Origin of the sequence: Megamonas rupellensis DSM 19944 (assembly GCF_000378365.1) — a bacterium.
Lineage (GTDB): Bacteria > Bacillota > Negativicutes > Selenomonadales > Selenomonadaceae > Megamonas > Megamonas funiformis.
Window position 1 is genome coordinate 51,251 of sequence record NZ_KB899576.1, and the last position, 26,832, is coordinate 78,082.

The 26,832-nt window shown below is 28.8% G+C and carries 31 protein-coding genes and 2 riboswitches; of the genes, 12 read left to right on the forward strand and 19 right to left on the reverse strand.

The window, feature by feature from the left end; all coding sequences use genetic code 11:
* Nucleotides 1–152: 152 nt before the first annotated feature.
* Nucleotides 153–419 (reverse strand): TIGR04076 family protein, encoded by a 267-nt coding sequence (locus F553_RS0105705; protein WP_018999345.1) that lies wholly within the window; start codon nt 417–419, stop codon nt 153–155.
* Between the two features lie 646 nt (nt 420–1,065).
* On the opposite strand from F553_RS0105705, the gene F553_RS0105710 reads away from it, so the two are divergent.
* The gene (locus tag F553_RS0105710) at nt 1,066–2,109 is read left to right on the forward strand and encodes a tyrosine-type recombinase/integrase (protein ID WP_244263935.1); all 1,044 of its coding nucleotides are present in this window, start codon (nt 1,066–1,068) and stop codon (nt 2,107–2,109) included.
* Nucleotides 2,110–2,137: 28 nt separating this feature from the next.
* Here the strand turns inward: F553_RS0105710 and F553_RS0105715 are convergent, their stop codons facing one another.
* Entirely contained in the window at nt 2,138–4,144 is a 2,007-nt protein-coding gene (locus F553_RS0105715; RefSeq protein WP_018999347.1) for a phospholipase D family protein, read from the reverse strand.
* Between the two features lie 316 nt (nt 4,145–4,460).
* Between F553_RS0105715 and F553_RS0105720 the strand changes: the two genes are divergently transcribed.
* The gene (locus F553_RS0105720; RefSeq protein ID WP_018999348.1) at nt 4,461–5,081 is read left to right on the forward strand and encodes an N-acetylmuramoyl-L-alanine amidase; all 621 of its coding nucleotides are present in this window, start codon (nt 4,461–4,463) and stop codon (nt 5,079–5,081) included.
* Nucleotides 5,082–5,113: 32 nt separating this feature from the next.
* A complete protein-coding gene (locus tag F553_RS0105725) occupies nt 5,114–5,350 on the forward strand; it encodes a DUF1653 domain-containing protein (protein WP_018999349.1) in 237 nt (78 codons plus the stop codon).
* 45 nt (nt 5,351–5,395) lie between these two features.
* On the opposite strand, the gene F553_RS0105730 is transcribed toward F553_RS0105725, so the two are convergent.
* The 6 genes from F553_RS0105730 to F553_RS0105755 all read right to left on the reverse strand — a co-directional run bounded on the left by F553_RS0105730 (nt 5,396) and on the right by F553_RS0105755 (nt 10,229).
* A complete protein-coding gene (locus tag F553_RS0105730; RefSeq protein WP_008537883.1) occupies nt 5,396–6,043 on the reverse strand; it encodes a hypothetical protein in 648 nt (215 codons plus the stop codon).
* A 102-nt stretch (nt 6,044–6,145) separates the two neighbouring features.
* Complete coding sequence (thiH, locus tag F553_RS0105735) at nt 6,146–7,363, reverse strand: 2-iminoacetate synthase ThiH (protein WP_018999350.1); 1,218 nt, start codon at nt 7,361–7,363, stop codon at nt 6,146–6,148.
* Between the two features lie 38 nt (nt 7,364–7,401).
* Nucleotides 7,402–8,160, reverse strand: coding sequence for a thiazole synthase (locus F553_RS0105740; protein WP_018999351.1), 759 nt, complete (start codon nt 8,158–8,160; stop codon nt 7,402–7,404).
* Nucleotides 8,161–8,175: 15 nt separating this feature from the next.
* Nucleotides 8,176–8,814: a sulfur carrier protein ThiS adenylyltransferase ThiF gene (thiF, locus tag F553_RS0105745; protein WP_015562199.1), complete on the reverse strand. Its 639-nt coding sequence runs from the start codon at nt 8,812–8,814 to the stop codon at nt 8,176–8,178.
* A 2-nt stretch (nt 8,815–8,816) separates the two neighbouring features.
* Nucleotides 8,817–9,014: a sulfur carrier protein ThiS gene (gene thiS, locus F553_RS0105750; RefSeq protein WP_018999352.1), complete on the reverse strand. Its 198-nt coding sequence runs from the start codon at nt 9,012–9,014 to the stop codon at nt 8,817–8,819.
* Between the two features lie 199 nt (nt 9,015–9,213).
* Nucleotides 9,214–9,317, reverse strand: a riboswitch (TPP riboswitch).
* A gap of 42 nt (nt 9,318–9,359) precedes the next feature.
* Entirely contained in the window at nt 9,360–10,229 is an 870-nt protein-coding gene (locus tag F553_RS0105755) for a DMT family transporter (protein ID WP_018999353.1), read from the reverse strand.
* A gap of 130 nt (nt 10,230–10,359) precedes the next feature.
* Here F553_RS0105755 and F553_RS0105760 point away from each other — a divergent pair, with 130 nt between their 5' ends.
* Nucleotides 10,360–11,151 carry a Cof-type HAD-IIB family hydrolase gene (locus F553_RS0105760; protein WP_018999354.1) on the forward strand — a complete coding sequence of 264 codons (792 nt, stop codon included), beginning with the start codon at nt 10,360–10,362 and terminating at the stop codon, nt 11,149–11,151.
* Between the two features lie 54 nt (nt 11,152–11,205).
* On the opposite strand, the gene F553_RS0105765 is transcribed toward F553_RS0105760, so the two are convergent.
* Genes F553_RS0105765 through nikB form a run of 6 tightly spaced genes read right to left on the reverse strand, consistent with a single transcriptional unit; the run spans nt 11,206 to nt 17,669 of the window.
* Nucleotides 11,206–12,516: an MATE family efflux transporter gene (locus F553_RS0105765; protein WP_018999355.1), complete on the reverse strand. Its 1,311-nt coding sequence runs from the start codon at nt 12,514–12,516 to the stop codon at nt 11,206–11,208.
* 38 nt (nt 12,517–12,554) lie between these two features.
* Nucleotides 12,555–13,496, reverse strand: coding sequence for an ABC transporter ATP-binding protein (locus tag F553_RS0105770; RefSeq protein ID WP_018999356.1), 942 nt, complete (start codon nt 13,494–13,496; stop codon nt 12,555–12,557).
* Nucleotides 13,489–14,280: an ABC transporter ATP-binding protein gene (locus F553_RS0105775; protein WP_018999357.1), complete on the reverse strand. Its 792-nt coding sequence runs from the start codon at nt 14,278–14,280 to the stop codon at nt 13,489–13,491. The genes F553_RS0105770 and F553_RS0105775 overlap by 8 nt, the downstream gene beginning before the upstream one ends.
* Before the next feature lie 13 nt (nt 14,281–14,293).
* Nucleotides 14,294–15,862: an ABC transporter substrate-binding protein gene (locus tag F553_RS0105780; protein WP_026296944.1), complete on the reverse strand. Its 1,569-nt coding sequence runs from the start codon at nt 15,860–15,862 to the stop codon at nt 14,294–14,296.
* A 46-nt stretch (nt 15,863–15,908) separates the two neighbouring features.
* On the reverse strand, nt 15,909–16,730 hold the full coding sequence (gene nikC / locus F553_RS0105785) for a nickel transporter permease (RefSeq protein WP_018999359.1): 822 nt from the start codon (nt 16,728–16,730) through the stop codon (nt 15,909–15,911).
* A 6-nt stretch (nt 16,731–16,736) separates the two neighbouring features.
* A complete protein-coding gene (nikB, locus tag F553_RS0105790; protein WP_018999360.1) occupies nt 16,737–17,669 on the reverse strand; it encodes a nickel ABC transporter permease in 933 nt (310 codons plus the stop codon).
* Between the two features lie 219 nt (nt 17,670–17,888).
* A riboswitch (cobalamin riboswitch) is annotated at nt 17,889–18,073 on the reverse strand.
* A gap of 292 nt (nt 18,074–18,365) precedes the next feature.
* Here nikB and F553_RS0105795 point away from each other — a divergent pair.
* The 5 genes from F553_RS0105795 (at nt 18,366) to fabV (ending at nt 22,309) form a co-directional block, all read left to right on the forward strand.
* Nucleotides 18,366–18,911: an NUDIX domain-containing protein gene (locus F553_RS0105795; RefSeq protein ID WP_018999361.1), complete on the forward strand. Its 546-nt coding sequence runs from the start codon at nt 18,366–18,368 to the stop codon at nt 18,909–18,911.
* 40 nt (nt 18,912–18,951) lie between these two features.
* Nucleotides 18,952–19,578: a site-2 protease family protein gene (locus F553_RS0105800; RefSeq protein WP_018999362.1), complete on the forward strand. Its 627-nt coding sequence runs from the start codon at nt 18,952–18,954 to the stop codon at nt 19,576–19,578.
* A 10-nt stretch (nt 19,579–19,588) separates the two neighbouring features.
* A complete protein-coding gene (locus tag F553_RS0105805) occupies nt 19,589–20,377 on the forward strand; it encodes a segregation and condensation protein A (RefSeq protein ID WP_018999363.1) in 789 nt (262 codons plus the stop codon).
* 103 nt (nt 20,378–20,480) lie between these two features.
* Nucleotides 20,481–20,942: a GNAT family N-acetyltransferase gene (locus F553_RS0105810; protein ID WP_018999364.1), complete on the forward strand. Its 462-nt coding sequence runs from the start codon at nt 20,481–20,483 to the stop codon at nt 20,940–20,942.
* A gap of 194 nt (nt 20,943–21,136) precedes the next feature.
* Nucleotides 21,137–22,309: an enoyl-ACP reductase FabV gene (fabV, locus tag F553_RS0105815; RefSeq protein WP_018999365.1), complete on the forward strand. Its 1,173-nt coding sequence runs from the start codon at nt 21,137–21,139 to the stop codon at nt 22,307–22,309.
* 101 nt (nt 22,310–22,410) lie between these two features.
* Here fabV and F553_RS0105820 read toward each other — a convergent pair whose 3' ends face one another.
* The 3 genes from F553_RS0105820 to F553_RS0105830 form a co-directional block, all read right to left on the reverse strand.
* Nucleotides 22,411–22,851 carry a DUF805 domain-containing protein gene (locus tag F553_RS0105820; protein ID WP_018999366.1) on the reverse strand — a complete coding sequence of 147 codons (441 nt, stop codon included), beginning with the start codon at nt 22,849–22,851 and terminating at the stop codon, nt 22,411–22,413.
* A 10-nt stretch (nt 22,852–22,861) separates the two neighbouring features.
* Complete coding sequence (locus F553_RS0105825; RefSeq protein WP_018999367.1) at nt 22,862–23,242, reverse strand: DUF805 domain-containing protein; 381 nt, start codon at nt 23,240–23,242, stop codon at nt 22,862–22,864.
* Nucleotides 23,243–23,364: 122 nt separating this feature from the next.
* Complete coding sequence (locus F553_RS0105830; RefSeq protein ID WP_018999368.1) at nt 23,365–23,721, reverse strand: hypothetical protein; 357 nt, start codon at nt 23,719–23,721, stop codon at nt 23,365–23,367.
* Nucleotides 23,722–23,936: 215 nt separating this feature from the next.
* On the opposite strand from F553_RS0105830, the gene F553_RS0105835 reads away from it, so the two are divergent.
* Entirely contained in the window at nt 23,937–24,824 is an 888-nt protein-coding gene (locus tag F553_RS0105835; RefSeq protein ID WP_018999369.1) for an AraC family transcriptional regulator, read from the forward strand.
* Complete coding sequence (locus tag F553_RS0105840; protein ID WP_018999370.1) at nt 24,817–25,527, forward strand: thiamine diphosphokinase; 711 nt, start codon at nt 24,817–24,819, stop codon at nt 25,525–25,527. Before F553_RS0105835 ends, F553_RS0105840 begins: the two co-directional genes overlap by 8 nt.
* 54 nt (nt 25,528–25,581) lie before the next feature.
* Here the strand turns inward: F553_RS0105840 and F553_RS0105845 are convergent, their stop codons facing one another.
* Entirely contained in the window at nt 25,582–25,977 is a 396-nt protein-coding gene (locus F553_RS0105845; protein WP_018999371.1) for a pyridoxamine 5'-phosphate oxidase family protein, read from the reverse strand.
* 234 nt (nt 25,978–26,211) lie between these two features.
* Between F553_RS0105845 and F553_RS0105850 the strand changes: the two genes are divergently transcribed.
* Nucleotides 26,212–26,541 carry a winged helix-turn-helix transcriptional regulator gene (locus F553_RS0105850; RefSeq protein ID WP_018999372.1) on the forward strand — a complete coding sequence of 110 codons (330 nt, stop codon included), beginning with the start codon at nt 26,212–26,214 and terminating at the stop codon, nt 26,539–26,541.
* Nucleotides 26,542–26,602: 61 nt separating this feature from the next.
* On the opposite strand, the gene F553_RS0105855 is transcribed toward F553_RS0105850, so the two are convergent.
* Nucleotides 26,603–26,832, reverse strand: a 230-nt coding sequence (locus F553_RS0105855) for an IS3 family transposase (RefSeq protein WP_033405577.1), incomplete at its 5' end; no start/stop codon positions are given.

The following is a 26,832-nucleotide window of genomic DNA, read 5'->3' on the forward strand; positions in this document are numbered from 1 at the left end:
AGCAGATTTATTGATAGTCTGTAAATAGTATAAAAAACCTTCTCAAAATTAGAGAAGGTTTTTTTATTAATTTTTAAATATCCTTTCATTATAATAATATTGAATTTATGTTTTTTTGAATTATTAGTATTTTGATTTCATTTTTTTATAAATTAAATATCTTCCTTCTCTATTCTAAAGACGTTTATGGTATCTATGTCTGGGCAACAAAATATAGCTGTGCCTTCTGGTTGATTAGGTATAGAACCACCATATCTCAATATATCAATATAAGGAAATGCTACATGCATCGCCATAGGGCATAATTCACCACGTTGTGTATCAAAATCAAAACTATCACCTATCTTATGACCGCGATGACAACCGCAAGGTCCTTTTCTATCGATTAATGTTATTTTTATTTTAGGGCGTTTTGCCATAATAATCACCTCGTAAATATTTTATCATATTTGTTTATTATATAAAATATTACCTCTATTTTTATATAGGTATATCCTATATAATACATAAATTTATTATATATTCAAAATCGATAATAATTAAATTTTAATAACTATTATTTAAATATTATTTTTATATTTTAGATAAATATATTAATTAAATAATTATTATTAATAAACTAAAAGTAAAATATACAGAAAATTAAATATATTATTGATGGATTTTATTGGTTATTATTTACTAATCATATAAATTGATGATATAATTAAATTAACTTCCTATTTCATAAAAAATAGGAAGTTAATTTAAAGGAAAAACTTATTTTTGAAAAAACAAATTCATTATATGTAAGAATTTTATTTAAAATCGATTTTAAGAGGTTTTATTTTCTTTTGCATATATTTATATTAAAACGAAAAATAAAACGCTTAAAACAGCTATAATTATAATAAATAATTTTTATGAATACTTAAAATTAATAAATTATTAATATAAAATAGATAGCTGTATAAAAATAATAATTTATATGTAATAAAAATAATTTTAAATCAATATTTATTATTATTTATATTAAATAGGTGAATTAATATATAATAAATAACTTTATCTTATATTTAAACAGGAGTGAGATTTTTGGCAAATTTAATAAAAATAGATGATAATGATTTTTTAGTAAAAGATTATTTACGACAAGAAGAGATAAATGAAAATACTTTATTATTGAATTATAAAACTTTATTGAAAAGATATCTTTCTCAAGGTGAACCATCAGAAGACACTTTAAGAAGTTATTGTTCTGCTATTGATAGTTATATAAAATGGTGTTTGACAAATAAAGTGCATCCATTAAAGATAACAGAATATCAATTTATGTACTATCGAGATTTTTTAATAAAAATGAATATGAAAAAAGGTAGTATTAAGGTAAAGCTAAATGCGATAAAACAATTCTATAATATTGCTGTAAAATTAAAATTAATAGAAAATAGTCCTGCTAAAGATGTAGGTGTGAAAATACATGAAGCAAGTGAAATCTCTCCCATGAAATTTCTTACATTAGAACAACTACGAGATTTATTAAATATTATACCTGATTACGATGAAAAACATATTGAATATTTGAGAGATAAAATCATCATTATGCTTATGGCATTAGAAGGATTGAGAACAGTGGAAGTTCATCGCATGTCTGTTAATGATATAAATTGGGAGATGAAGACAATATATATTCATGGTAAAGGGCATAATGATTTTATTTATCCTCGTGATGATGTTTTAATTTTATTACAAGCATATTTAAAAATACGACCATTTGATTTTGCTTTTATTGATGAATTTGGAGAGCCAGTATTTACAACTTTGACTAATCAAGTAAAAGGAAAAAGAATGGATAGACGAGGTATTCGCTATAATGTGGATAAATGGCTGACTAAAGCAGGATTAAAAAAAGAAGGTATAAGTTGTCATATGCTCCGCCATACATGTGGCACTTTACTTTATAAAGATACAAAAGATTTACAAATAGTAAAACAAGTTTTACGTCATAGCAATGTCAATATAACTAGTAAATATGCTCACATCTATAATAAAATGGATAAGCGTTATACTACTGGCATTAATTTAAATGAAAACATAACTACTGAAGATAAAAAAAAGGCACACAAATAAATGTGTGCTTTTTTTATTTATTATTAATTTATCTGCCAAACAATTTATTTAAAAGACCTTGTTCTTTGAATTCTGTACTAAAGAATTTAGTTGCACTATCCAATCGCATAATCACTTTATCGCCGACTACATCTGCTTCCAATTCAGGTGGAAGTGATTCAGCAATGCGCATAGGAGTCATCTTACCTACAGAAGATAAGCTTTTATCTTCAAAGATTAATTGATTATTTTTCTTGTTAATTTCAAAGAAATCACGATTTAGACGATACTGTCTTTGGAAGAATTTTATCATGATTTCATTTACAGCTCTACTATCAAAATAATCTTTCATGGTTAGAGGTCTCATATAGCTTGGAATATCTAAGCCACATTCTTTAAAGATAGATATTATTACTTCAGAGCTTATATTATATAAATCTATACTACTAGAACCTAAATCATTAATTTGACTTAAATATAAATTAATATGAGGAATGATTTTTGCTAGATATTCGCTATAGAAATTATTTCTCATTTTTTGAATTAATTCAGAGCATGGGCTCTTTTGTTGACGTGTAAATTCGTTGTTCCAACTAGCGTTTACATGGAAAACGACCATACGTTTAGTAAGCTCATTTTTTAAGCTATTTAAATCTTTATTAGCTGTGAGTAAAATAGCTGAATAATAATTTAAATTTTCTGGTTTAGTTTCGCGAATGATGCGTTCTTCTTGTTTAATGATATTTCCACTGTTATTAGTAAATTGAGTTTGAGTGATATCATCAATTAATATAGGTAAACCTTTTATATCACAAAGAAGTGAATCAATACGTGTCTTCGTGAAGTTATTTTGACCAAAAGCTTTATATAAAGCAGAATCAGTCATCATTTTCATTAATAAAGAAGCATAGATTGTTTTTCCTGCATTTGACTGACCACATAGTAAAGCTACTATCGGATATGTAAATACTTCATCAGTTACAGTAGCTTCTCTAATTGTAGTACGTACACGTGCTAAAAATGGAGATAAAAAGCACCATGACATCAATTTGAAATACTCAAATTTTAATGGTTCAATATTTTTAGCTGGTACAGCTGTATTAAATCCTTCCATATATTGTAAATAAGTTTCAGCATCACGTTTTACATCGCCACGATAAGGGCGGAAATTAAATTCGCGTTCATTATAAAAAGCACGATTGCGTTCTGGTTCAATAACTAATTGTGGCATAAATTTTTCAAATTTAGCACGGCGAACTTGAATATTTTCTAATGTTTTACGTTTAATAGTATCTATCTTATCATTTGTGATTTTAGCCTGTCCTTTGCGGTCTGCCTTAGGAATATCTACAAAATCTTTCGCTAAACGCTCAATATCGGAGATATATTCTGCTGTTTTTACGATAGTTGTCTTACTAACTGCTGGATAGATATGTTCGCTATCTTGTTTAGCTTTATGCAAAATAGGTAAATTTTCGATCATTTGAGTATCTTCATATGTTATTTCCCATGCATTTTCATTTACTATTTCGCTATTATTCTGTTTAAAATCATTATATATGTTCATATAATAATTGAAAGCATTTTCATCATCAAAATAAACTAAAGCTTGATTGCGGTCACTATTAGCTGGTAATTGGTCAAGATTATTACTACCTAAAATTACTCTAGTTGCTCCTGTCTGCGTATTTTTCAAGCAAAATAATTTTTCAGGATATAATGGCGCATCTGCCAAATATATATTTAAATTACCTTGAGCATATTTTTCTTTAAAATTAGTATAATGTTCTGTTTTATATAATTCTTGCAAAGTATTTCTTTGCATAGCAAATGTATTTTCTAAAGTAGATGGTACAAGTGCAAGGTTGCCAAAAATAATCTCTACTTTAGTGAATAATTCTAAAAGATTAGCTAAAAAATCTATATTAGTAGCTATATTTATAGTATATAATTCATTAAATCCTTCAAATAAATCCAAATATGATATGTTTTCTGGTGCACAAAATTGAGCTTTTACAACATTTACAGTATGTTGTTTAGTCTTACGGTGTGCCATTAAAAAATTCCTCCTAAAAATTTAACATAAAAATAATCAATTATAAATGAGTCCAAATTAGAAATAAATCCTTATATTTCAAGGCTTTATAAAAACTAATTTTTATTGTATCATAAGCAACTACAAATTTCAAAGTGTAGTAAATAAGATACTTTTTAGTTTTATTTTTTGCAATTAATTGAGAAATATTCTCTAAAACACTTGAAAATACATTTCAATACAATTAATATATTATATTAGAGAAATTTTCTACTAGACTTATAGTTAACTCAAGATGCTATACTATAGATACACTACTTAGGGAAGGACAAATTATATGAATAGACGTGATTTTATAATTAAAGGATTAAAATTAGGTGGAGCATTACTTGCAGGAGCAAATATTTCCACTTTTTTAAATTCTATAGCAAATATTAATAATAATATAGCTAAAGCAGCTGATTATACATTATATGCTTCTGATTTACCAATTGTTGAAAATTATTTCAATTTTACTTCTTTATCTACTAGACCTAGAACATCACAAATCATAGTTCATCATTCTGCTATTGGCGGAAACGACGATATCACAGCTGCAGATATCCATCGCATTCATCTGCAAAATGGTTGGTCTGGTATAGGTTATCATATGTTTATTCGTAAAAGTGGTTTAATTGAAACTGGCAGACCGTTAGAAGATATTGGCGCACATACTTATCAACATAATAATAGTAGTATTGGTATTTGTTTATCTGGTAATTTTAATGATGAAATGCCTACAGATATGCAAATTGCTTCTGCAAGTAAATTGATTGGTTTATTATGCCAAATGTATAGTTTAAGTCCAAATGAAAATACAGTATTTGGTCATCGTGATTTTAATGCCACTGCTTGTCCTGGTGAAAATCTATATGCAGATTTATATCATCTCCGCCATATGGCTAGTAATTTCATTTGATAATTAAAAATTAAAAAGGAGAACACAATATAATGAGAGCTTTACCTAAATCAGGGGAAATATGGGTTCACTTCAAAGGTGAAGATAAAAAATATTTGATTATTACCGTAGCTACACATACAGAAACTCATGAACAATTCGTAGTTTATAAAGCTTTATATGGTGATTTTAAAGATTATATTAGACCTTTAGATATGTTTATGAGTGAAGTTGACCGCCAAAAATACCCTGATGTTTCCCAAAAATATCGTTTTGAAAAATTGATTTAACAAAAAAATCCTATCTCTAAGAAATCACTTAAAGATAGGATTTTTTTATTTATTAAAATTAATTCTAGTATCTAATTTAGGAATGATATTACCATCATCAATGATATTATATTCTAAATCTGAACTTTCAATTATAGACTTTAAAAAATTATGAACTTCTAATCTTTCATTGATAATTTCTTGTAAATTCATAATCAAAGATAAATCTATACCATCATTTAAAACATAATTAGATAATGCTCTCTGAAAAATATCTATCTCGATATTTATACCTGATTGACGAAGCTCAGCAAATTTTTGTGCTACCTCTGTAGTCGCTAATTCTTGCAATTCTTGTTGATAAAAATAATTAGTAACACTGATAGCTACATTACCTATTAAATGACCGATAATAGGTATATTTTCTTCTGACCATATAGCTACATTAGAAGCTGTATCAAAATAGCCTTTATATTTTTCAATTACAGGTCTAGTAGCTTCAATATAATCAATCAACTCTTGTCTATGCTGTGAATCCTTCAATAATTCTAGTAAATCATCCCTTATAGCAGCATTTTCGGGATTTAAAAAGCCAGTAATCGTACTGATTGCCAAATTACTAGTATCTGTAGGCGCTGCTTTAGCAGGAGTTGGCACTAAACATAAACAACATATTAAAAGTACTAGCAAAGATAGCTTTTTTAATATTAGCATACGAATCAAATCCTCCTAAATTTTATTAAAGAGAAATATTTACTTTGATTAAAGTGTACTTTAGAAATATAGTTTTGTCTAGTGTCTAATTCATAAAATATTCTATACGTATAAATAATCTGCCATAACTGGCTGTAAACCGTTATGAATTAAATCATGATATACTTCGTCTACAGAACGAGTATCGGCAATTTCAAATTGAGCATCACCTTTATCTTCGCTTTCTTGACTATGTTCACCGATGGCGGTACTTACACCAGCGGAAATTTTTGTAGTAGCGATATTTACAAGATTATCACGAACTCTAGCACATTCTCTAGTAGATATAGTAATACTAGCAGATGGCATAAATAAACGATAAGCACATACAACTTGTAAAAGCTGGGCTTCATGTACATCTTTAGGATTGATTTTATCATTATTGATAATTGGACGAAGGCGTGGACAAGAAAATGCTATTTCTGCATGTGGATATTTTTGTTGTAAATAATATGCATGCATACCTGTAGCCAAAGCGTCTTTTCTAAAATCATCTAAGCCTAAAAGTGCAGCAAAACCAACGCCTCTCATACCGCCACGAATTGCTCTTTCTTGAGCATAGAAACGATAAGGGAAAATACGTTTATGTCCAGCTAAATGAAGTGTTTCATATTTATCGCTATTATATGTTTCTTGGAATACAGTTACATAATCCGCACCGCATTTTTGTAGGTAAGCATATTCATCTGTATTCAATGGATAGATTTCAAGTCCAATAACACGGAAATATTTTTTAGCTATTTTACAAGCTTCACCTATATATTCTATGCTGGATTGCTTGCGACTTTCACCTGTTAAAATCAAGATTTCCTGCAATCCAGATTTAGCAATTTCCTGCATTTCTTTATCGATTTCATCATAATTCAATTTAGCACGTTTAATTTTATTATGACAATTAAAACCACAATAGATACAATAATTTTCACAGTAATTAGCAATATATATTGGTGTGAACATATAGATAGAATTGCCAAAAAATCTCTTAGTAGTTTTCTGTGCTTTTTGTGCTATCTGTTCAAGAAAAGGAAGTGCTGCTGGAGATAATAAAGCTCTAAAATCTTCTGGTGTAATATGATCATGACTAAGTGCAGTTTGTACATCTTGAGCTGTATATTTATCATAGTCATAACTATCCATATCAGCGATAACCTTATCTAAAATATCGCTAGGTATAACTTCCATATCTGGTAAATATGCCATATGATCAATACGTTCTTTTTTTAATTCAGCTCTTACTTCATCATTAATAATACTTTCATTAATATGATTATCTTTATTCATTCATCTTACCTCACAATTATTACTGATTAAATTAATAATTAATCTTGTAAAAATCCTGTCAATGGAGAAGATGCACTTGCTCCTTGTGCTTTTACACGACCTAATTTTGCTTCATAAGCAAGGCGTCCTGCTTCAATAGCATAATTAAAAGCTTTTGCCATGCGAATGACATCACCTGCTGTTGCTATAGCAGTATTAGCCATAATAGCAGTAGCACCCATTTCCATAGCTTCACAAGCTTGAGAAGGTCTACCAATACCAGCATCTACAATAATTGGTAAATCGATTTCATCTATGAGAATTTGAATAAATTCTTTTGTACATAAACCTTTATTAGAGCCGATGGGAGCACCAAGAGGCATTACACAACTAGCACCAGCATTTACTAAATCTCTAGCTACATTTAAATCTGGATACATATAAGGCATAACAGTAAAGCCTTCTTTAGCTAAAACTTCAGTAGCTTTGATAGTTTCATAATTATCAGGTAAAAGATATTTACTATCACGTATAATTTCAATTTTTACTAAATCACTGCCACAAAGTTCTTTAGATAAACGAGCTATGCGAATTGCTTCATCGGCATTTCTAGCTCCAGAAGTATTAGGAAGAAGTGCTATATCTTTAGGAATGTAATCTAAAATATTAGCCATACCGCCATTATTTACACGGCGAAGTGCTAAAGTTACAATTTCAGCTTTTGCTTCATTTATTGCTGCTTGGATTAATTCTAAAGAATATTTACCAGAACCTAAAATAAATCTTGAATTGAATTGATGTTTTCCTAATTGCCACATAATATGATACCTTCTTTATAAATTATTTTCTAAAATCAATTGAGTGATTAAATTTGCTTGATGACCAGCACAAATAGCTACTCTAGGAGCCATTAAACTATTTTCATTGGATAATGCAGTTTTTTCATCACCACAGATATAAAATTTACCCATTACCTTACGAGTATGAATTTCATTGCTATGACCAAAACCCGCCATACCACTTCCTGAAATGATATATTTTTCGGGGAAAAGTTCTAATACCTTATTTACTAACATCGCCTTATTTTCAGGAACGTCAAAAGCTTCACAGATGATATCTTCATCTTTAAACAATGAAAAAATATTATCTTCTGTTACCTTTATACAATCAGTAACGATATTTAAATAAGGATTTATCATTTGTAATTGCTCAGCTAAAGCTTGCGTTTTATATTTATTTAGATGTGAGATGAAATAATGTTGTCTATTGAGATTGCTGATATCTACTTTGTCAAAATCAATTAAATGTAAATGACCTACACCTATTCTAGCTAGTGCCACAGCGATATTAGAGCCTAAACCACCAAGACCGGCTATAGCAACTTTAGCATTGTTTAATTTTTCTTGATTGACTATGCCATGGCGGTCATTTAAAGTTTGATAAATTAATTCTTTTGCCAAAATATCTGCCATAATCAGCCACCACCAACAAAAGTTACGATTTCTAATTTATCATTAGGATTTAAAATAGTTTGTGCATATTTTGCTTTTGGGACTATTTGACCATTTAACTCTATAGCTATCTTATCTAAAGGATAATTATTTTCTTGCAAATAAGTAACTAAATCCATAGGCAAAGATATTTCTTGATTTTGTCCATTAACTATTATCAAAATAAGACCTCCTTATTTTTTATCTTTTGAGAAATTTTATTAAAAAAGGAGTCCACAAAAAGATACACCCGCGGTGGTGCACCCCTTCATGAACTCCTGTTCAATCACATGGTCAACTCTATGTGATTTTAAAAATTAATATATAGATGTGTGTTAAAATAAAAAAGAGATGACAAAATGCCATCTCTTCTAATTGCAAATACATCATAATTATTATCCTACGTTGGCATTATCCAAATCAGGTTATAGGTCGAAGTTCACAACTTCCTCTCAGCCAGTTTACTAGCTCCCTGTTATTAATTTATATATACAATATAATTTATAAATTATCATTTGTCAATAAGTTTAATTATTTTTCTTGAACAACTCACTGACAAGTAAAGAACCTAATATCAAAATCGCTCCAATCCATTGAGAAATACTCATCGGCTCAGCTAAAAGAACTGTGGATAAAATAATCGCAGTTACTGGGTCTAAATAGCTAAAAATAGCAACTTTTTGTGCTGGTAATTCTTGTAATGAAGAAAAATATAATAGATATGCTATACCTGTATGTATAATACCTAATATAGCCAAAGATAATAATGAAAAACCACTCATGCTCCATGAATTTCCCTGATAGATTACATAAGGCAATAAAATTATTGAAGCTAATAATAATTGAGCAATACTGCTATCAATGGCAGAAATATCTTTGAAAAATTTATTTGCTAAGACTACAATCGCATAAAATAGTGCAGCAGATATTCCATAGAGTACACCGATAAAATCATTCACACCAGATTGGTTGTCATTGAATATACCAGCGACTAATGCCATACCTAATAAAGATAAAATTACACAGATGATTTTAAATAGAGATAAACTTTCTTTTAATATAAATGGAGATAACAATACCACAAAAGTAGGTGCTAAATAATATGTAAGTGTCGCTGTAGCTATCGTTGTATAATTATATGCTTGAAATAAAAAAATCCAGTTAAAACCTATAGCTACACCAGCTATTAATAAATAGCGTAAATTTTTTATCAAAGCATTTCGATTTATTTTTTTATGCAAATATATCATAGCGATAAATAAAATAAAAGCACCTACAAAACCACGCACTAGGGCTATTTGCGAACTTGCAAGTTCGATATTGCGCACAAATAAACCGATACTACCAAAAATAAGCATAGCCGTAATATTTTTTAAAGTTGCATTCATGAAAATCATTCACATCTCTTTCTATATTTATCTAGTCAATAATTATTGTTTATAATATAGCATAAAAACAATATACGTACTAGCTTAAAATTTGTTATAATTGATTTATATTTTATGATTTTAATGAAAGTACGGTGATATGATGATAAAAGCTATTTTCTTTGACATTGATGGTACCTTAGTTAGTTTTAAAACACATAAAATTCCTGAATCTACGATACAAGCTTTACATACATTAAAAGCTAAAGGAATAAAATTATTTATCGCAACTGGTCGTCCGCCATATGACTTGAAATTTTTAATTGATGAATTTGGCGATTTATTCACTGGTTATATTACTTTTAATGGTCAATATTGTTATGATAGTACAGGAAAAATCTTACACGAAGAATATTTAAATCGTGAAGATTTAATCCAATTTACAAATTACATCAAAAATAAAGATATCGCTTGTGGTTTTATGGAAATAGATTATTTTTATTTTAATCTCTATAATGACCGCTTAGCAAAATTAAAAGAAACTTTAGGAGATACTGCACCTGATAGAGCATTTGATGACGTAAGTCGTGTATATAATCATAAAACATATCAATTGAATATTTTCCTAAATGAAGATGAAGAACAAGAAGTCTTACCATATTTACCAAATTGCAAAGCTGTTCGTTGGTGTCCTTATTTTACAGATATTATTCCTAAAAATGGTGGTAAAGGCACAGGAATCAAAAAAGTTTTAGCTCACTACGGCATAGATATTAATGAAGCTATGGCTTTTGGTGATGGCGGAAACGATGTGGAAATGCTTGAAGCTGTAAAATATGGCATAGCTATGGGAAATGCTAATGATAATTTAAAACAGATAGCAGATTTTATCACTTTAGATGTAGATAACGATGGCGTAGCCTATGCTTTAAAACAATATAACGTATTATAAAAATAAACCTACTATAAATTAACTTATTTAAAAGTAATCTATAGTAGGTTTTCTTTAATTAAAATATTTTTTTAATGACGGTAAATACAAAATGAGAATGATTGACTCTAATAAATACGTTAAATTATATGTCAGCCATATACCATCATTACCTAAATAAGACATCAATATTTTTTGGCAGATATAGAAAAATATCACAGCGACAAACATCATATTTCTGATAGAAGCTGTATTGCCAATACCTGTATACATACCGTATAAAAGTAGTCCCACACAGGCACATATTGGCTGCAAAATCAGATAGATACTATAATCGTTAGCATAATTAGCCACAACTGCCAAATCAGTCATCATATTTATAAAATATGATTTAGTGATATACATAATCACTGAAATAAAAATTATAAATACAGCTAAACATCTTAAGCTTATCTTTAATACTGAATTTAATAAATTTATATCCTTATATCCCTTTGCTTTTCCTGAAAATACGCTCACACCATTTGCCATACCATCAATAAAGTAAACCACAATAAAAATGATTTCCAAGATAATAGCATTACTTGCTAGTATAACAGTTCCCATGCTTGCCCCAGCTATGGCAAATAAATTATTTATCGTCAATAGACAAACAGTGCGAAACATTAAATCCACATTTACCTTCATCATGGCTAAAAAAGGCTGTAAAGTTTTTAAACTTTGAATGTATTCATTGCGAATAGTTAAATTTCCTCGTTTATAAATAGCAATAAACCCTACAATACAACCATATATTTGAGCAATCAAAGAAGCATAGGCTACACCTTGAATATTCATATCCATGATAAATACAAATACGATAGATAAGATGATATTCAATACATTCATGGATATTTGCATAAACATAGTATAGCGAATTATCATCTGTCCCATGAGCCAGCCTAGCGTTACATAATTGATTAAAACAAATGGTGCTCCCCATATAATGATATCACAATAATTTTTCATCAATTCAACAACTTGGCTTTCAGGCTTCATGAGCAACGCATAATATTTGAAAATCCACGGATAAATGATTAAAAATATTAAACTTATTACTATAGCTATAAGTAGTGGTCTAGCTAAAGCTAAAAATTTATCTTTGGCGGATTCACTGCCTAAAGCTTGAGCGGAAAAACTTGTAGTAGACACTCTCAAAAATCCAAATAGCCAATATATATTGTTAAATAAAATCACTCCCAAAGAAACAGCAGCTATATAAAAAGCTTCTGACATATGTCCCATAACAGCAGTATTTACAGCTCCTAATAGAGGCTGTGTAGCTGTGGATAACATAAAGGGAATAGTTACTTTTAGATATTCTTTATAAGTTAATTGTGATAGCATAAAATCTCCCATCTATTAAAATTTTTATATTATTTTATTTAAAATAAATGACAAGCAACATGATGATTAACTGATATCTCTTTTAATTTGGGCTTTTCCTGTTTACAAATATCTTTGCAGTATTTACAACGATTTTGAAATGGACAACCTTTAGGTAGATCTAAAGGACTTGGGATATCACCAGAAAGAGTTTCTATATTTTTATTTTGTTCATTATTTAAAGAAAAAACTGCTTTTAATAAAGCCTTAGTATATGGATGCTTTGCTTTGATTAATTTATCTCCATCAATTTTTTCAACGATATTGCCTAGATACATTACAGCTATACGATGACTAAATAGACTAACCAAAGCTAAATCATGACAAATAAAAATATAGGTGATATTTTTTTCTCGCTGTAATTTTACTAATAATTCAATAATTTTAGCTTGAACAGATACATCAAGAGCAGAAGTGGCTTCATCACAGACAATAATTTCAGGCTCTAGGGCTAAAGCTCGAGCGATAGCTACGCGTTGACGTTGACCGCCACTAAGATTATGTGGATATCTATCTATAAAGTCTTCAGGTAATTCTACTAATCGCAATAATTCTTTGGCTTTCTCTTTCATTTGTGATTTCTTTATTGATTTAAAATTCAATAATGGCTCACAGATGATATTACCAATTTTCATTTTAGGATTAAAAGCTGATATAGGGTCTTGAAAAACCATCTGTATATGGCGGTAATTTTGACGTAAATCTTCTCCCTTTAATTTAGTGATATCTTGATTATGATAGATTATCTCACCTGATGTTGGCTTATATATATTCATAATCATTTTAGCTAAAGTCGATTTACCACAACCAGATTCACCAACGATGCCCACTGTTTCTCCAGCATTAATATTGAGATGGATATTATCACAAGCTGTTAAAAATCTATTATTAGCTGAAAATTTCTTAGTTATATTTTTTACCTGCATAATAACTTTAGACATAGCGCTTTCCTCCTATTTGAGGAACTGCAATAAGTAGGCTTTTAGTATATTCTTCTTGAGGTGAATTTATTATATCTTTAGCTTTGCCATATTCGATGATTTTACCTTGTTTCATTACCATAATTTTATCTGACATATATGCCGCCACACCAATATTATGAGTTACTACAATCATTGCTGTACCACAACTGCGAGGAATTTCTATCAATTCTTTAACTATTTGTGCTTGCGTAGTAACATCAAGGGCAGAAGTAGGCTCATCTGCTAATAATAAAGATGGTTTAAAACTTATTGCCATAGCGATACCAACACGCTGACGCATACCGCCAGATAATTCAAATGGATATGATTTCATGATATTTTCAGGATTAGCTAAATTCATACGAGTAAGCATTTCTACAGCAAAAGAATATGCTTCTTTTTTAGTAAGATCATCGTGAATTTGTAGATATTCTATAAATTGTTTACCAATAGTTTGGATAGGATTTAACATATTACCACTATCTTGGAAAATCATAGCAATATGTTTTCCTCTTAAAGATAGCCAATCTTTATGGTTGTATTTCAATAAATCTTGATTTTCAAAAAGAATTTTTCCATTTATAATCTTTCCGCTATTAGGTAAACAACCTAATATGGCTCTAATCACTGTAGTTTTACCACAGCCAGATTCACCAACTATGGTCAAAATTTCTCCTCTCTCCAAAGAAAAATTAATATTTTTAACTGTAGCTTCTATATTTTTGCTATATTGAATAGTTAAATTAGATACATCAAGTAACATTAATTTACCCCTTTTATGCTTTAGCTGGTTTTATTTTATTAGTAAGCCAATAATAATCCGATGGATACATAACTACACCCTCTAAGCCTTTGGTGCTGATAATATTAGTCTGTGGATAACCTAAGAATAATGCAGCACCGTCATCTAACAAAATTTGTTGCGCTTCAATAATTAATTGACGACGTTTTTCTTTATCAAATTCGACAGATAATTGATTTAAAATCTCATCATATTCACGATTACTATATCCAGAACCATTTTGTGGATTATCTCCATTTACATTAGTTTTCCAATACCAACTTAAATAAATTTCAGGATCTCCAGTATTAGCAGTTGTAATATTAGAAATGAGTAAATCATAATCGCCATCAATACCCATTTTATCAATAAGGTTATAATCTACACTTTTTATATTTATCTTAATTCCTACTTTTTTAGCATCAGCTTGTACAGCTTCAGCGTATAAAGGAAGCTCTGCACGGCTATTATACACGACAAAATCAAGACGTAAGTCCTTGCCATCTTTATCTAAAATACCATCTCCATTACTATCATTCCAACCAGCTTCGGCTAATAATTGCTTAGCTCTTTCTGGATTATATGCATTTGGGTCTGTCAACTCATCAAAGCCATAATCCATAGATGGCGGTATTGGCGCTTTACCTGGAATAAATGTACCTTTCAATAATACATTATTATAATTTTCTCGATCACAAGCAGAAATCAAGGCAGCACGGACTTTTGGGTCACCTAAAATACCTTTTTGATTGATACGGGCAAGTACTGTACGTAATGAAGAAATTTCATCGATATAGAATTTATCATTATTTCTAAATAAATCTATATCACCAGGGGCAATATTTACAGCAAAATTAACTTCACCAGATTGAAGTGCCATAGCACGAGTATTAGGATCATCAATAGATGGTATTTCTACACGTTCAAAAGGAACTTCGCCGTCCCAATAATATTCATTTCTCACCATTACAGCCTTTTCTTTTACAAAAGATTCCACTTTATATGGACCAGTACAAATTGGACCTTCTTTGGCAAAATCTCTACCTTGTTCCTCTGCACTAACATCTACAATAATAAATAATGGGTCAGCCAAAAATCCAGGCATATTAGGTTGAGGTTTGCTTGTTGTGATTATTAAATTTTGACCATCAGCCTTCATTTCTGTGTATTCAAAGAAAGTTTTTGCTCGAGTATTTTTAGTAAAAGCACGTTCAATAGATTTTTTTACAGCTTCAGCTGTTACTAGATTGCCATTAGAAAATTTCACATTATCACGAATTTTAAAAGTCCATGTTAAATGATCATCGCTAATAAACCAACTTTCCGCAAGCCATGGCTGAACATTCATTTTTTCATCAAATTTTGCTAAACATTCACCAATAGCATAACGCATCACAACCCAGCCAAAATAATTTTGTGTCGGCTCTAAAGTATCTGCAAAATTTGTAACTCCAAATTTCAAAGTAGTTTTATCTACTGTATTTTCAGAGCCACAACCAGCTATTATACCTGCTGTCAATATACCACATAGACTTAAACTAATAGCCTTCCATAATTTTTTCATTCTAAAACTTTTCATATTCAGCCTCTTTTCTTATCAATAAAATCTATCAATCCTGTCTAGGGTCTAAAATATCACGTAAACTATCTCCCCAAAGATTAAATATAGCTACTACTATAAAAATAGCTAACCCTGGATAAATCATCAGCCATGGAGCAGTTTGAATATATTGACGACCTTCATTGAGCATTAATCCCCATTCTGGTGTAGGTGGTTGAGCACCAAAACCTAAAAAAGATAGACCCGCTATTTCCATCATCATAGTGCCAATATCCATAGCTCCTGTAATCACTATCAACGGTAAAATATTAGGTAGTAAATGATGATAAATAATTGTAAATGTAGTTGCTCCACTAGTTTTACTAGCTATGATAAAATCATTATTTTTTAATTTAATAACTAAACTTCGTACTAAGCGAGCATATTTTGCCCAACTCACAACGACTAAGGCGAAAATCGTATTTATAATACTTCCACCCATGATGCCAGCTATAGCGATAGCTAGAATAATTCCTGGAAAAGAAAGCATAATATCTGCCAAACGCATTAAAATAAGTTCTATTTTACCGCCAAAATAACCAGCAATTATACCTATGATTGAACCTATAGTTGCCGTCAAAATCACAATGCAAATTGTCATAAATAACGATATTTGCATACCATAGATTATGCGTGAAAAAATATCTCTGCCTAATTTATCTGTACCTAAAAAATATTCATTATTTGGCGTTTGCAATGCTTTCAACATATTGGCTTCATAAGGATCATGTGGCACTAAAACTGGTGCTAATACAGCAATGCAGATTATTAAAATGACTGAAAAAGAATATATGGAGAATAATTTATTTTGTTTTATAAAATTAAAAATCATATTGCATTAATTCTCCTTTTTTATTCTTGGATCGAGATAACTATAAGATAAATCCACTAAAAAATTAATTACTGTATATGCTGTGGCAATCCATAAAACAATTCCTTCAATTAATGGATAATCACGCATAGTAATTGCTTGAACTGCCATTTTACCTATACCTGGCCAGGAAAAAACAGTCTCAATAACAGCAACGCCACCTAATAACCAACCGATAGACATACCTAGTAAAGTTATTAAAGGTAAAATGGCGTTAGGTAAAATATGTTTCCATAAAATAGCTTTTTCAGACAATCCTCTAGCTCTAGCACCAATTACATAATCTTGATGTAATTCATCTAAAATGACAGTACGCACTTGCCTAGTATATTTTGCTGATTGATATATAGCCAAAGTAAGTGCGGGCAATATCAAACCTGAAAAACTGACCTTTGCTGTAGCAATGGGAACTAAACCTAGTTTTAAGCCAAAGATATATAATAAAATCAATCCCACCCAAAAACTCGGCATAGACACACCTATAAAAGAAAAAATTCTCACTAAAAAATCTGGAATTTTATTGCGATGTGTAGCAGAAAAAATTCCCAAAGGAATGGAAATAATTATAATTAAAATAATTGTAGTCAAAGCTAATAAAACAGTCCCTGCAAAGCCTTCCATTAATTTCTCCATAACAGGTTTTTTAGCTGAATAAGAAATTCCCATATCGCCTTGCACTACACCTAAAAGCCAATTACCATATTGTACAAGAAATGGATCGTTAAGTCCCATTTCTTCACGAGTTTGCTCAATTACTTCTTGAGAAACAATAGTATCTGATGCTTCTAAGAGCATAGTGGCTGGATCACCAGGTGATAAATAAGTTAAACAAAATGTTAAAAAGCTGACTCCAATTAAAGTAATTACTAATTGAATTAAACGATTTATTAATCGTTTCAAATTAAAACAACCTCCTTATTTTTTTCATTATTATAGATTAAAAAACTCCTCTCCTTTCTTCCGTTAAGGCAAACAAAAAAAGTCTGCCTTTGCTAGCAGACTTTTAAGAGAAACATACAATTATAAATATGAGAAAAAAGCCTAATTCTTATAGAATTAGGCAGTATTATACAACATTTATATCTGTATAAATCGCCTTCCCATCGCTCGCAGGTAATAACGGTGATTATTAAATAGGCAGTTCTCCTGGCTTAGAGTCATAACTATTCACGCCTTCCCAAGAAGATAATTTATTCTCAGTGACATAATTGTGAAATCGCTCGTCTTTACAGTGGCGGGACCGCTCCGGCTTATACCGAATTCCCTATTAAGTCTATATAGACACCTATTCTATCTATATTTTATTACTTGTGTTTTATGTTATCATTAGTGATAATCTTTGTCAATTATCTTATAATAAATTTAATTAATTTTATTATTACTAAAAACTTTATATAAGATATATTATTTTTGTAAAGTTGTTAACTTATTGGCGGGTTGATAAAAATAATTAAAAATTACAGCCATAAAAAATCTATTTATAATAGACTTTTGTATATTATTTTTCTCATAGCTTATTGTTTTTATAGATGATATAATTATGAATATAAAATTTATAATTGTTATCAATATTATAATATAAAGAGAGGGATTTTCATGTATGAAGATTTAATTGAAGAAAAAGTTTCTTCCGAAGATATTTTTGATGGGGTATTACTTCATGTAAAGCGTGATTATGTAAAATTACCAAATGGTAATAAAGCTGTTCGTGAATGGATAAAACATCAAGGTGCTTCTGCTGTCATTCCTGTATTGCCAAATGGTAATATTATTTTAGTGCGTCAATATCGTTATCCTATTGGCAAAGTAACTTTAGAAATTCCTGCTGGTAAATTAGATAGTGTGGATGAAGACCCATTAATTTGTGCTAAACGTGAATTATCTGAAGAAACAGGTTATACTGCTAATAAATACACACAAATTCATAAATTAGCTACTACTGTTGGTTTCTCTAATGAATGGATTTATATTTATTTAGCACAAGATTTAGTAAAAGGTAAACAACATACTGATGATGATGAATTTATAAATCTAGTAGAAATGTCACTAAGTGAAGCTGTTGATTTAGTTAATAAAGGTGAAATCTTTGATGCTAAATCTGTTGTTGCTATTTTAATGGCAGAAAAATTGTGCAAACAATAATCTATTTATATTTGTTATTTAAAAATTTAGGAGGTATTTAATGTTTGGTTTTGGTCCAGATATGATTTATGCAATCCCAGGTTTGTTGATTGCATTGACTGTTCATGAATATGCCCATGCTAAGGTTGCTGATAATTTAGGAGATTTCACTCCTCGTATGAATGGCAGATTAACTTTAAATCCTGTAGCTCATATTGACCCTATTGGATTGATTATGTTATTTTTTGCTCAAATAGGTTGGGCAAAGCCTGTACCAATTAATTTAAATAATTTTGATGATTGGCGTAAAGGTGAAATGCAGGTTTCCTTAGCAGGACCATTAGCTAATTTAATCACAGCTTTTGTAGCTTCAATATTTTTTGCTCTTTGTTTTAAATATAGTTTTGCACCTCATTGGCTTGTTATGGTATTACAATTAATCATTATTTATAATGTAAATTTTGCTATTTTTAATTTAGTACCTATTCCACCACTTGATGGTTCTAAAATCTTATCTTCTCTATTACCAGGTAGATTAGCTTATAAATATCAATCTTCTGTAGTCAATCGTTATAGCTTTTTTATTCTAATTGCTCTTGTTTTTACTGGAATATTGGGTTTTATCATTCATCCTATCAGTAACTTTATTATAAGCATTTTAAATCTTATTATCTCTATTATTATTTAATGAGTTTTTTATGCAACAAGAACAATATAAGGTACATTTAGAATCCTTTGAAGGGCCATTAGATTTATTATTGCATTTAATTGAAAAAAATTGTATTGATATTTATGATATTCCTATTGCTCTATTGACGGAACAATATATGGATTATCTTGCTAAATTTAAAGAGTTTAATATTGAAGTAGCTAGTGAGTTTTTAGTCATGGCAGCTACATTATTACAAATCAAATCCAAAATTTTATTACCTGATACCAATGTAGAAGAAGTAAATGAAGATGATACTGATGAAGTTGACCCACGAAAAGAATTAGTCGAACGATTATTAGAATATCGTCGTTATAAAGAAGTCAGCAGTATTTTAGGTGAAATGGCAGACGAAGCTGGCAAAAGATTTTTTCGTGAAGCTTCTAATCTACCGACAAAACATTTGCCACCTAAAGGGCTTGATGTAAAACTTTTGTGGCAAGCTTTTCAAAATGTGCTAGAAAGCCAAATTGAAAACGAACCTCTTGTAGCCAATGTTGCTCGAGAAAAATATACTATTGAAGATAAAATCATCTCTTTATTGGCTTTGCTTAAACAACATGGCGGAAATATTTGTTTTAACACTGTATTTCAATATAGTGAGCATAAGATTTCTAAATCTGAATTAATCACTACTTTTTTAGCTATGTTAGAATTAATTAAAATAAAGAGAATAACTGTATATCAGACAAGTATATTTTCGCCCATTTATTTAAAAATCAATGATGAAGTCGAATCTTCTGATAACGATATCATTGTTGATAATACCGAAACTTAATATTGTATTTTTATAAATTAATGATTTATAAACTAATAATATGGTATTGCTAATTATAGTAATACCATATTATTTTATAATAAAAAATATAGAGGTATTTATTATGAATTTAAAATATAAAAAAGCTACTATTGAAGATTTAGATATTTTAACTAAAACAAGAATAGAAGTATTGCGTGCCGCTAATAAGTTATCTAATGATATAAATATGGACGAAGTTAAAATGATGACATATAAATATTATAAAAAAGCCCTTTGTGATGGAACGCATATTGCTTATTTAATTTTTGACGGAAATAAATTTGTTGGTTCTGGAGGAGTTAGCTTTTTTCAAGTAATGCCAACTTATCATAATCCTAATGGTTACAAAGCCTATATAATGAATATGTACACAAACATAAATTATAGAAGAAAAGGCATTGCTTATAAAACATTAGATATGTTAATTAAAGATATTAAAAATAAAGGTATCACTTCTATTTCATTAGAAGCAACGGAAATGGGTAGACCTTTATATAAAAAATATGGTTTTATTTCTATGAATAATGAAATGAAATTATTATAATTAAGATTTTCTGTTATATATAGAATTATTAATTTATTTTTAATCTAAATATCATTTGTTATTATTGAGTCTAAGTTGTATAATATAAATAATATATATATTTATATTAATATTATTCAAATTAATAATCCTATATATTAATTAAAATAATATAATATAAAACTTAGCGATAACTAAGTAAAGGAGAATATTTTATGATTATCAAGCCAAGAGTAAAAGATTTTATCTGTTTAACTTCTCACCCTGAAGGCTGTAAAGAAAATGTACGCCGTCAAATCGAATATGTAAAAAGTCAGCCAAAGGTTGAACTTGGTAAACGTGTATTAGTATTAGGTGCTTCTACAGGTTATGGCTTAGCATCTCGTATTTGTGCAACATACGCGAGTGGTGCTTCTACAATTGGAGTTATTTTTGATAAACCAGCGCATGGTAAAAGAACTGCAACTGCTGGTTGGTATAATACAGCTGCTTTTGAAGAATTTGCAAAAAATGATGGCTATTATGCTAAAACAATAAATGGTGATGCTTTCTCTCAAGCTATTAAAGAAAAAACTATTGAACTTATAAAAAAAGATTTAGGCAAAATTGATATGGTCGTTTATTCCTTAGCTGCTCCTCGTCGTACAACAGCTGATGGAACTATGTATTCTTCCGTATTAAAAACTGTTGATGAACCTTTCACTGCTAAGACTTTAAATTTAAAAACAAATGAATTAACTGAAGCTACTTTACCTCCTGCTACTCCTGAAGAAGTAGAAGCTACTATTAAAGTTATGGGTGGCGAAGATTGGGCTGATTGGATGCATGCTTTAAAAGATGCTGATGTTTTAACTGAAAATGCTTGCACTGTAGCATATTCTTATATTGGTTCTAAGATTACATACCCAATATATTATGAAGGTACTATCGGTGCTGCTAAACAACATCTTTATAAAACAGCTGAAACTTTACGTCAAGAAGGCTTTAATGCTATTATCTCTGTAAATAAAGCTTTAGTTACACAGTCTAGCTCTGCTATTCCTATTGTTCCTTTATATGTGGCGGTTATGTATCGTGTAATGAAAGATAAAAATGTTCATGAAGGTACTATCGAACAAATGTATCGTTTATGGCATGAATACCTCTCTCAACCACAACCAAAAGTAGATGATGAACACCGTATTCGCATTGATGATTTAGAAATGAGAGACGATGTTCAAAATACTATTTTTGAATACTGGGATAAAGTAACTACTGAAAACTTAACTCAATATGCTGATGTAGATGGTTATTGGAATGACTTCTACAATCTCTTTGGCTTTGGTTTTGATAATGTAGATTATGATGCTGATGTAAATCCAGAAGTAAATCTTGATTTAGTTGAATAATACAAACTCAAACAAATTTATATATTTTTTAGAGTAGAGAGTCTTCTCTACTCTATTTTTTTGATAAAAAGTTTCTACTAATGATAAAAGCAGTAATGTATTTAAACATTACTGCTTTTATCTAATTCTAAAGGGTTTTCACCATATTTATTTGGACCATTTGTTCCTTTAGCCAAAATCAAATACAAAATAAAAATGAAATAACCAAAAGGAAAAACAATAGGAAATATTATCCACCAACCGCTAAAATTTAAATCGTGCAAACGTCGTATCATCAAAAAATTAAGTGGTAAAAATAATATTATTAAAATTAAAGAAGCTACTAAAATAAGCAAAATAGGAATTACTTCTATTTGTGATAAAAAATTTAAATCATTTACATTTTCGCCTAAAACAGCTATAGATAACGCACTAGCTAAACCTAATAAAGTAATAATCCCTATAAAAGCCAATGATATGACAATCAAAAAGATTATATAATGAATAAATGGCTTTCGATTTAATCTACCTTCTGTAGAAAAATATTTTTCTTCTAAATTCATAAAAAACTCCTTATAAATCCAAACTTAAAGGGTCTTTTCCATATTTATTATCACCATCAGTCCCTTTTATTAAACATAAATAAGCAAAAAATAGCATATTTATCAATGGAATTACACATAAAATTATCCATACAGCCGATTTATCTAAATCATGCAAACGTTTAATTCCTAAAAACAAACTAGGTAATAATGCTAATTCAATCAATGTAGATACTATACTTATACTAATATCAACTACTGTCCCATCTGTCGTACTGATAATCACTAAAAACGTTGGTATTATCAAAAATAGACAAAATAAGATAAAACATACTGCATATAAGATAAATATCTTACGATTTATGCGACCTTTTGTAGATAAAAATCGTTCTTCTAGAGATGCATTTTTCATTTTATTTTTATCTCCTTGAATTTTATTTTACTTATATTATAAAATAAAAATTCATTATTTAATAGTTTTTGCAATAAAAAAAGCATAGTATGACGCTATGCTTGTATATTTTATCTATTTTTTCATGCGCTATAAGCTTTTTTAGTAACTAAATTAGCCAATTTATTAATATAATAATTAGTAAAACGAATTTCAATATCACGAGTAAATTGAGCTAAAATATTATTATCTTTTAAAATGCCTTCATGATAATCTATAACCAATTGCAAATCTTGATTTAAATCTATTTTCTGACCATACATATCATAAGCAAAAATCTGTGTATTAATAATTTCAATAATGAAATCAACTCCAACACCTAAATCATTATTACAAATTGTTTGCCATTCATTTGCATCAAATTCTCTAGCTAAAAGATTTCTTTCATATACTAAATAATCTTTATGGTTATATCTATATTTTTTCATTACTAATGACATTATGCCCAACTCCTTAAACAGTAATTATCTATAATCAATATCTTTGTTTCATATTTTCAAATTGACTATATTATATATTATAGATATAACAAATACTATATGATAAATGCAAAAAACATTGCAAAAAATGCTCTAAAATTTTCTTGTTGATAAAAAATTTTTTGCCAAAAAGCGTAAGATAAAGTATAGTATAATTTATGAAAAGAGGGATAGCTATGGAATATCAAAAAAAAGGCTATTTAACATCTTATTTTAAATTATTTCATCTCAAAGATGTCCAAAAAATAGAAATCAAAGCACATTATCACGAATTTGATAAAATAATTTTATTCTTAAGTGGTAAGGTTAAATATAATATTGAAGGGCAAACTTATCAATTATTTCCCTATGATATTGTTTTTGTACCTCATAATTGTATTCATTATCCTACTATTAGCGATACAGCAACATATGAACGTATTGTCCTTTATATTGACCCTAATTATCTAAAAAATAAAATAGATACTACAAATAAATTAGACTTTTGTTTTAATTATGCTCAAGAACATAATTCATATGTTATGAATTTAGACAATATCAATGAAAATGATATCTTAAAACAAATCCAAATTTTAGAAAGCTCCTTTAATGATAAAGGTTTTGCACATGAGTTATACAGTAATCTAAAATTCTTAGAATTTATGATTTTAATAAATAGAGCCATTATCAATGATAATAAAAATTTGACTATTCATCATAAAGTTTCTTATGATAAAACTATTAATTCTGTTATCGATTATATAAATGAACATTTATTTACAGAATTAAATATTGATTATCTAGCTAATCATTTTTTTGTAAGTAAATACTACCTAATGCGAAAATTTAAATTAAAAACAGGTTATAGTATTCATCAATATATATTAAATAAACGATTAATAGTGGCTAAAGAAAAGATTAAATCTGGAATAGCTTTAACTCAAATATGCTTTGACTGTGGCTTTAAAGACTATTCTACTTTTTCAAGAACCTTTAAACAAATTTTTAAACAAACACCAAGAGAATTCAAAAAAGCTCTTAATGAAAAAACTGATATATATAAAGAGGCTAAACAATATGAATAATATCTTAGAACTTCCTCAACTAATAGCAAAATTTAGTTATGAATTACCTAAAAATCAAACAGTGCTAATAAGTGGAGGTAATCCACCTGATGTACAGTGGCTAAAATCCATCTGTGAAAATAAAAATATTTTTTGTGCTGACCATGGTATAGATATATGTAAAGAAGCTGATATCAAGTCACTTCAATTAATTGGTGATGGTGATAGTGCTACTTCTGAAGCATGGCAATGGGCTGTAGATAATGATGTTACTATAACAAAAGTTCCCACCAAAAAAGATGTTACTGATACACAATTAGCACTACAAATAATAGATGATAAATATCCTGCATCAACTGTTATTTTAACAGGTGCATGGGGCGGACGTTTTGACCATGCTTTTAGCACTATATTTAGTTTTAATGGCATGTTAAATAAAAATTTTTGTGGTTGTATTGCTGATGAAAAAGAAATTTTATTCTTTTTACATAATGAGGAACATCTAACCCTAAATCTCAAACAAACACCAAAAGCCATCTCACTACTTCCTTTAGGTGGCACTTGTAGCGGTGTTAGCATCAATGGCGTATATTGGCCACTTGACCAAGTTATGCTCAATAATAATTTACCTTATGCTGTAAGTAATGAAGTAAATAATAAAGAAAATACCATCTGGATATCCCAAAAACAAGGTATATTAGGTGTATATCTATACTTTGAATAAAAATTATATTAATAGAAAAGCAAGATACATTACTTAGTATCTTGCTTTTTTTACTCAAAAAACATATGGTTCATTACCAGAAAAATCAGCTATTGTGCCATGAGGATTTTCTAGATAAAATACTTTAAAAATAGGATTATCAGCTGTTTTATATTGACTTTTAATAATAGGATTATTCATACAAGCTTCTTTTATTTCCTTATTTTCTTCAAAAACAACTTTTCCATTTAAACGAAGCCATGCATATTGAGGAGAAGCGATAGATATTTCAATATATGGATTTTTTTGCATATCTTTATAAACATCTTTAGTATTATTTGTACTAAACCAAAGTTTATTATCTTTTGCTAAAACAAACATAAATGGTCTACATTTTGCTTTGCCGTCTCTACCAACTGTAGCAAGATATTGTACAGGATTTTGTTGTAAAAATTCAATTACTTTTTTCATTATAAAGACCTCCTAGAAAATTTTCATTTCTTATTTTTACAAAACCTATTTTATACTTGCGATATATAGCTGTAAAGTAAGCACTTTTTTGTTATTTAGTTACCTCTAAGTAACAATTATATAAACTATAGGATTTTTTATAGATAAAAATTTTTAAATATAATTCATAAATTGACTTTCTTAATTTTCATTTATATAATAAATAATAATTTATCTAGAAATGGTGAACATATTATGCTAAAAACAAAAAATTTACCCCAATGTCCTGTAGAAACAACACTTATGTTAATAGGTGATAAATGGAAAGTATTAATTTTACGTGATTTAGCTTCAGGAACAAAAAGATTTGGTGAATTAAAAAAATCTCTAGGAAATATTTCTCAAAAAGTGTTAACAACTCAATTAAGAGATATGGAAAAAAACGGTCTTATTTATCGAACAGTATATGCTGAAGTTCCTCCGCGTGTTGAATACACTTTAACCGAAACAGGTATTAGTTTAAAACCTATTCTAGAAGCAATGAAAACTTGGGGCGAAGCTTATCAAATGAAACTATCTCAATAAAAAAAGCGTTATAATCTGTAAATAAATGATTGATATGCACCCAAAATATTGGACATATTAATTAAGCTACTAATTGAGACTTAGTTCTGTATTCTACAGGACTAAGTCCTTTTAGTTTTATCTTTATCCGTTTTGTATTATAATATTTTATATAAGATTTTAACTCTTTTATAAAATCTTCAACGGATTTGAATTTTTTTAAATAGAATAATTCGCTTTTTAGTAAACCAAAGAAATTTTCTATTACGGCATTATCTAAGCAATTGCCTTTTCGGCTCATGCTTTGGATAA

Excerpts from the sequence above, each read along its gene's own strand:
- F553_RS0105835 (WP_018999369.1), top strand. The coding sequence starts at position 23,937 with ATGGAATATCAAAAAAAAGGCTATTTAACATCTTATTTTAAATTATTT.
- nikC (WP_018999359.1), bottom strand. The coding sequence starts at position 16,730 with ATGATTTTTAATTTTATAAAACAAAATAAATTATTCTCCATATATTCT.
- F553_RS0105845 (WP_018999371.1), bottom strand. The coding sequence starts at position 25,977 with ATGAAAAAAGTAATTGAATTTTTACAACAAAATCCTGTACAATATCTT.
- F553_RS0105800 (WP_018999362.1), top strand. The coding sequence starts at position 18,952 with ATGTTTGGTTTTGGTCCAGATATGATTTATGCAATCCCAGGTTTGTTG.
- F553_RS0105840 (WP_018999370.1), top strand. The coding sequence starts at position 24,817 with ATGAATAATATCTTAGAACTTCCTCAACTAATAGCAAAATTTAGTTAT.
- F553_RS0105755 (WP_018999353.1), bottom strand. The coding sequence starts at position 10,229 with ATGATTTTCATGAATGCAACTTTAAAAAATATTACGGCTATGCTTATT.
- F553_RS0105820 (WP_018999366.1), bottom strand. The coding sequence starts at position 22,851 with ATGAATTTAGAAGAAAAATATTTTTCTACAGAAGGTAGATTAAATCGA.
- F553_RS0105770 (WP_018999356.1), bottom strand. The coding sequence starts at position 13,496 with ATGTCTAAAGTTATTATGCAGGTAAAAAATATAACTAAGAAATTTTCA.
- F553_RS0105705 (WP_018999345.1), bottom strand. The coding sequence starts at position 419 with ATGGCAAAACGCCCTAAAATAAAAATAACATTAATCGATAGAAAAGGA.
- F553_RS0105740 (WP_018999351.1), bottom strand. The coding sequence starts at position 8,160 with ATGTGGCAATTAGGAAAACATCAATTCAATTCAAGATTTATTTTAGGT.
- F553_RS0105805 (WP_018999363.1), top strand. The coding sequence starts at position 19,589 with ATGCAACAAGAACAATATAAGGTACATTTAGAATCCTTTGAAGGGCCA.
- F553_RS0105730 (WP_008537883.1), bottom strand. The coding sequence starts at position 6,043 with ATGCTAATATTAAAAAAGCTATCTTTGCTAGTACTTTTAATATGTTGT.
- F553_RS0105725 (WP_018999349.1), top strand. The coding sequence starts at position 5,114 with ATGAGAGCTTTACCTAAATCAGGGGAAATATGGGTTCACTTCAAAGGT.
- F553_RS0105765 (WP_018999355.1), bottom strand. The coding sequence starts at position 12,516 with ATGCTATCACAATTAACTTATAAAGAATATCTAAAAGTAACTATTCCC.
- F553_RS0105825 (WP_018999367.1), bottom strand. The coding sequence starts at position 23,242 with ATGAAAAATGCATCTCTAGAAGAACGATTTTTATCTACAAAAGGTCGC.
- F553_RS0105795 (WP_018999361.1), top strand. The coding sequence starts at position 18,366 with ATGTATGAAGATTTAATTGAAGAAAAAGTTTCTTCCGAAGATATTTTT.
- F553_RS0105720 (WP_018999348.1), top strand. The coding sequence starts at position 4,461 with ATGAATAGACGTGATTTTATAATTAAAGGATTAAAATTAGGTGGAGCA.
- F553_RS0105780 (WP_026296944.1), bottom strand. The coding sequence starts at position 15,862 with ATGAAAAAATTATGGAAGGCTATTAGTTTAAGTCTATGTGGTATATTG.
- F553_RS0105830 (WP_018999368.1), bottom strand. The coding sequence starts at position 23,721 with ATGTCATTAGTAATGAAAAAATATAGATATAACCATAAAGATTATTTA.
- F553_RS0105760 (WP_018999354.1), top strand. The coding sequence starts at position 10,360 with ATGATGATAAAAGCTATTTTCTTTGACATTGATGGTACCTTAGTTAGT.
- F553_RS0105810 (WP_018999364.1), top strand. The coding sequence starts at position 20,481 with ATGAATTTAAAATATAAAAAAGCTACTATTGAAGATTTAGATATTTTA.
- F553_RS0105715 (WP_018999347.1), bottom strand. The coding sequence starts at position 4,144 with ATGGCACACCGTAAGACTAAACAACATACTGTAAATGTTGTAAAAGCT.
- F553_RS0105850 (WP_018999372.1), top strand. The coding sequence starts at position 26,212 with ATGCTAAAAACAAAAAATTTACCCCAATGTCCTGTAGAAACAACACTT.
- fabV (WP_018999365.1), top strand. The coding sequence starts at position 21,137 with ATGATTATCAAGCCAAGAGTAAAAGATTTTATCTGTTTAACTTCTCAC.
- F553_RS0105775 (WP_018999357.1), bottom strand. The coding sequence starts at position 14,280 with ATGTTACTTGATGTATCTAATTTAACTATTCAATATAGCAAAAATATA.
- thiF (WP_015562199.1), bottom strand. The coding sequence starts at position 8,814 with ATGGCAGATATTTTGGCAAAAGAATTAATTTATCAAACTTTAAATGAC.
- thiH (WP_018999350.1), bottom strand. The coding sequence starts at position 7,363 with ATGAATAAAGATAATCATATTAATGAAAGTATTATTAATGATGAAGTA.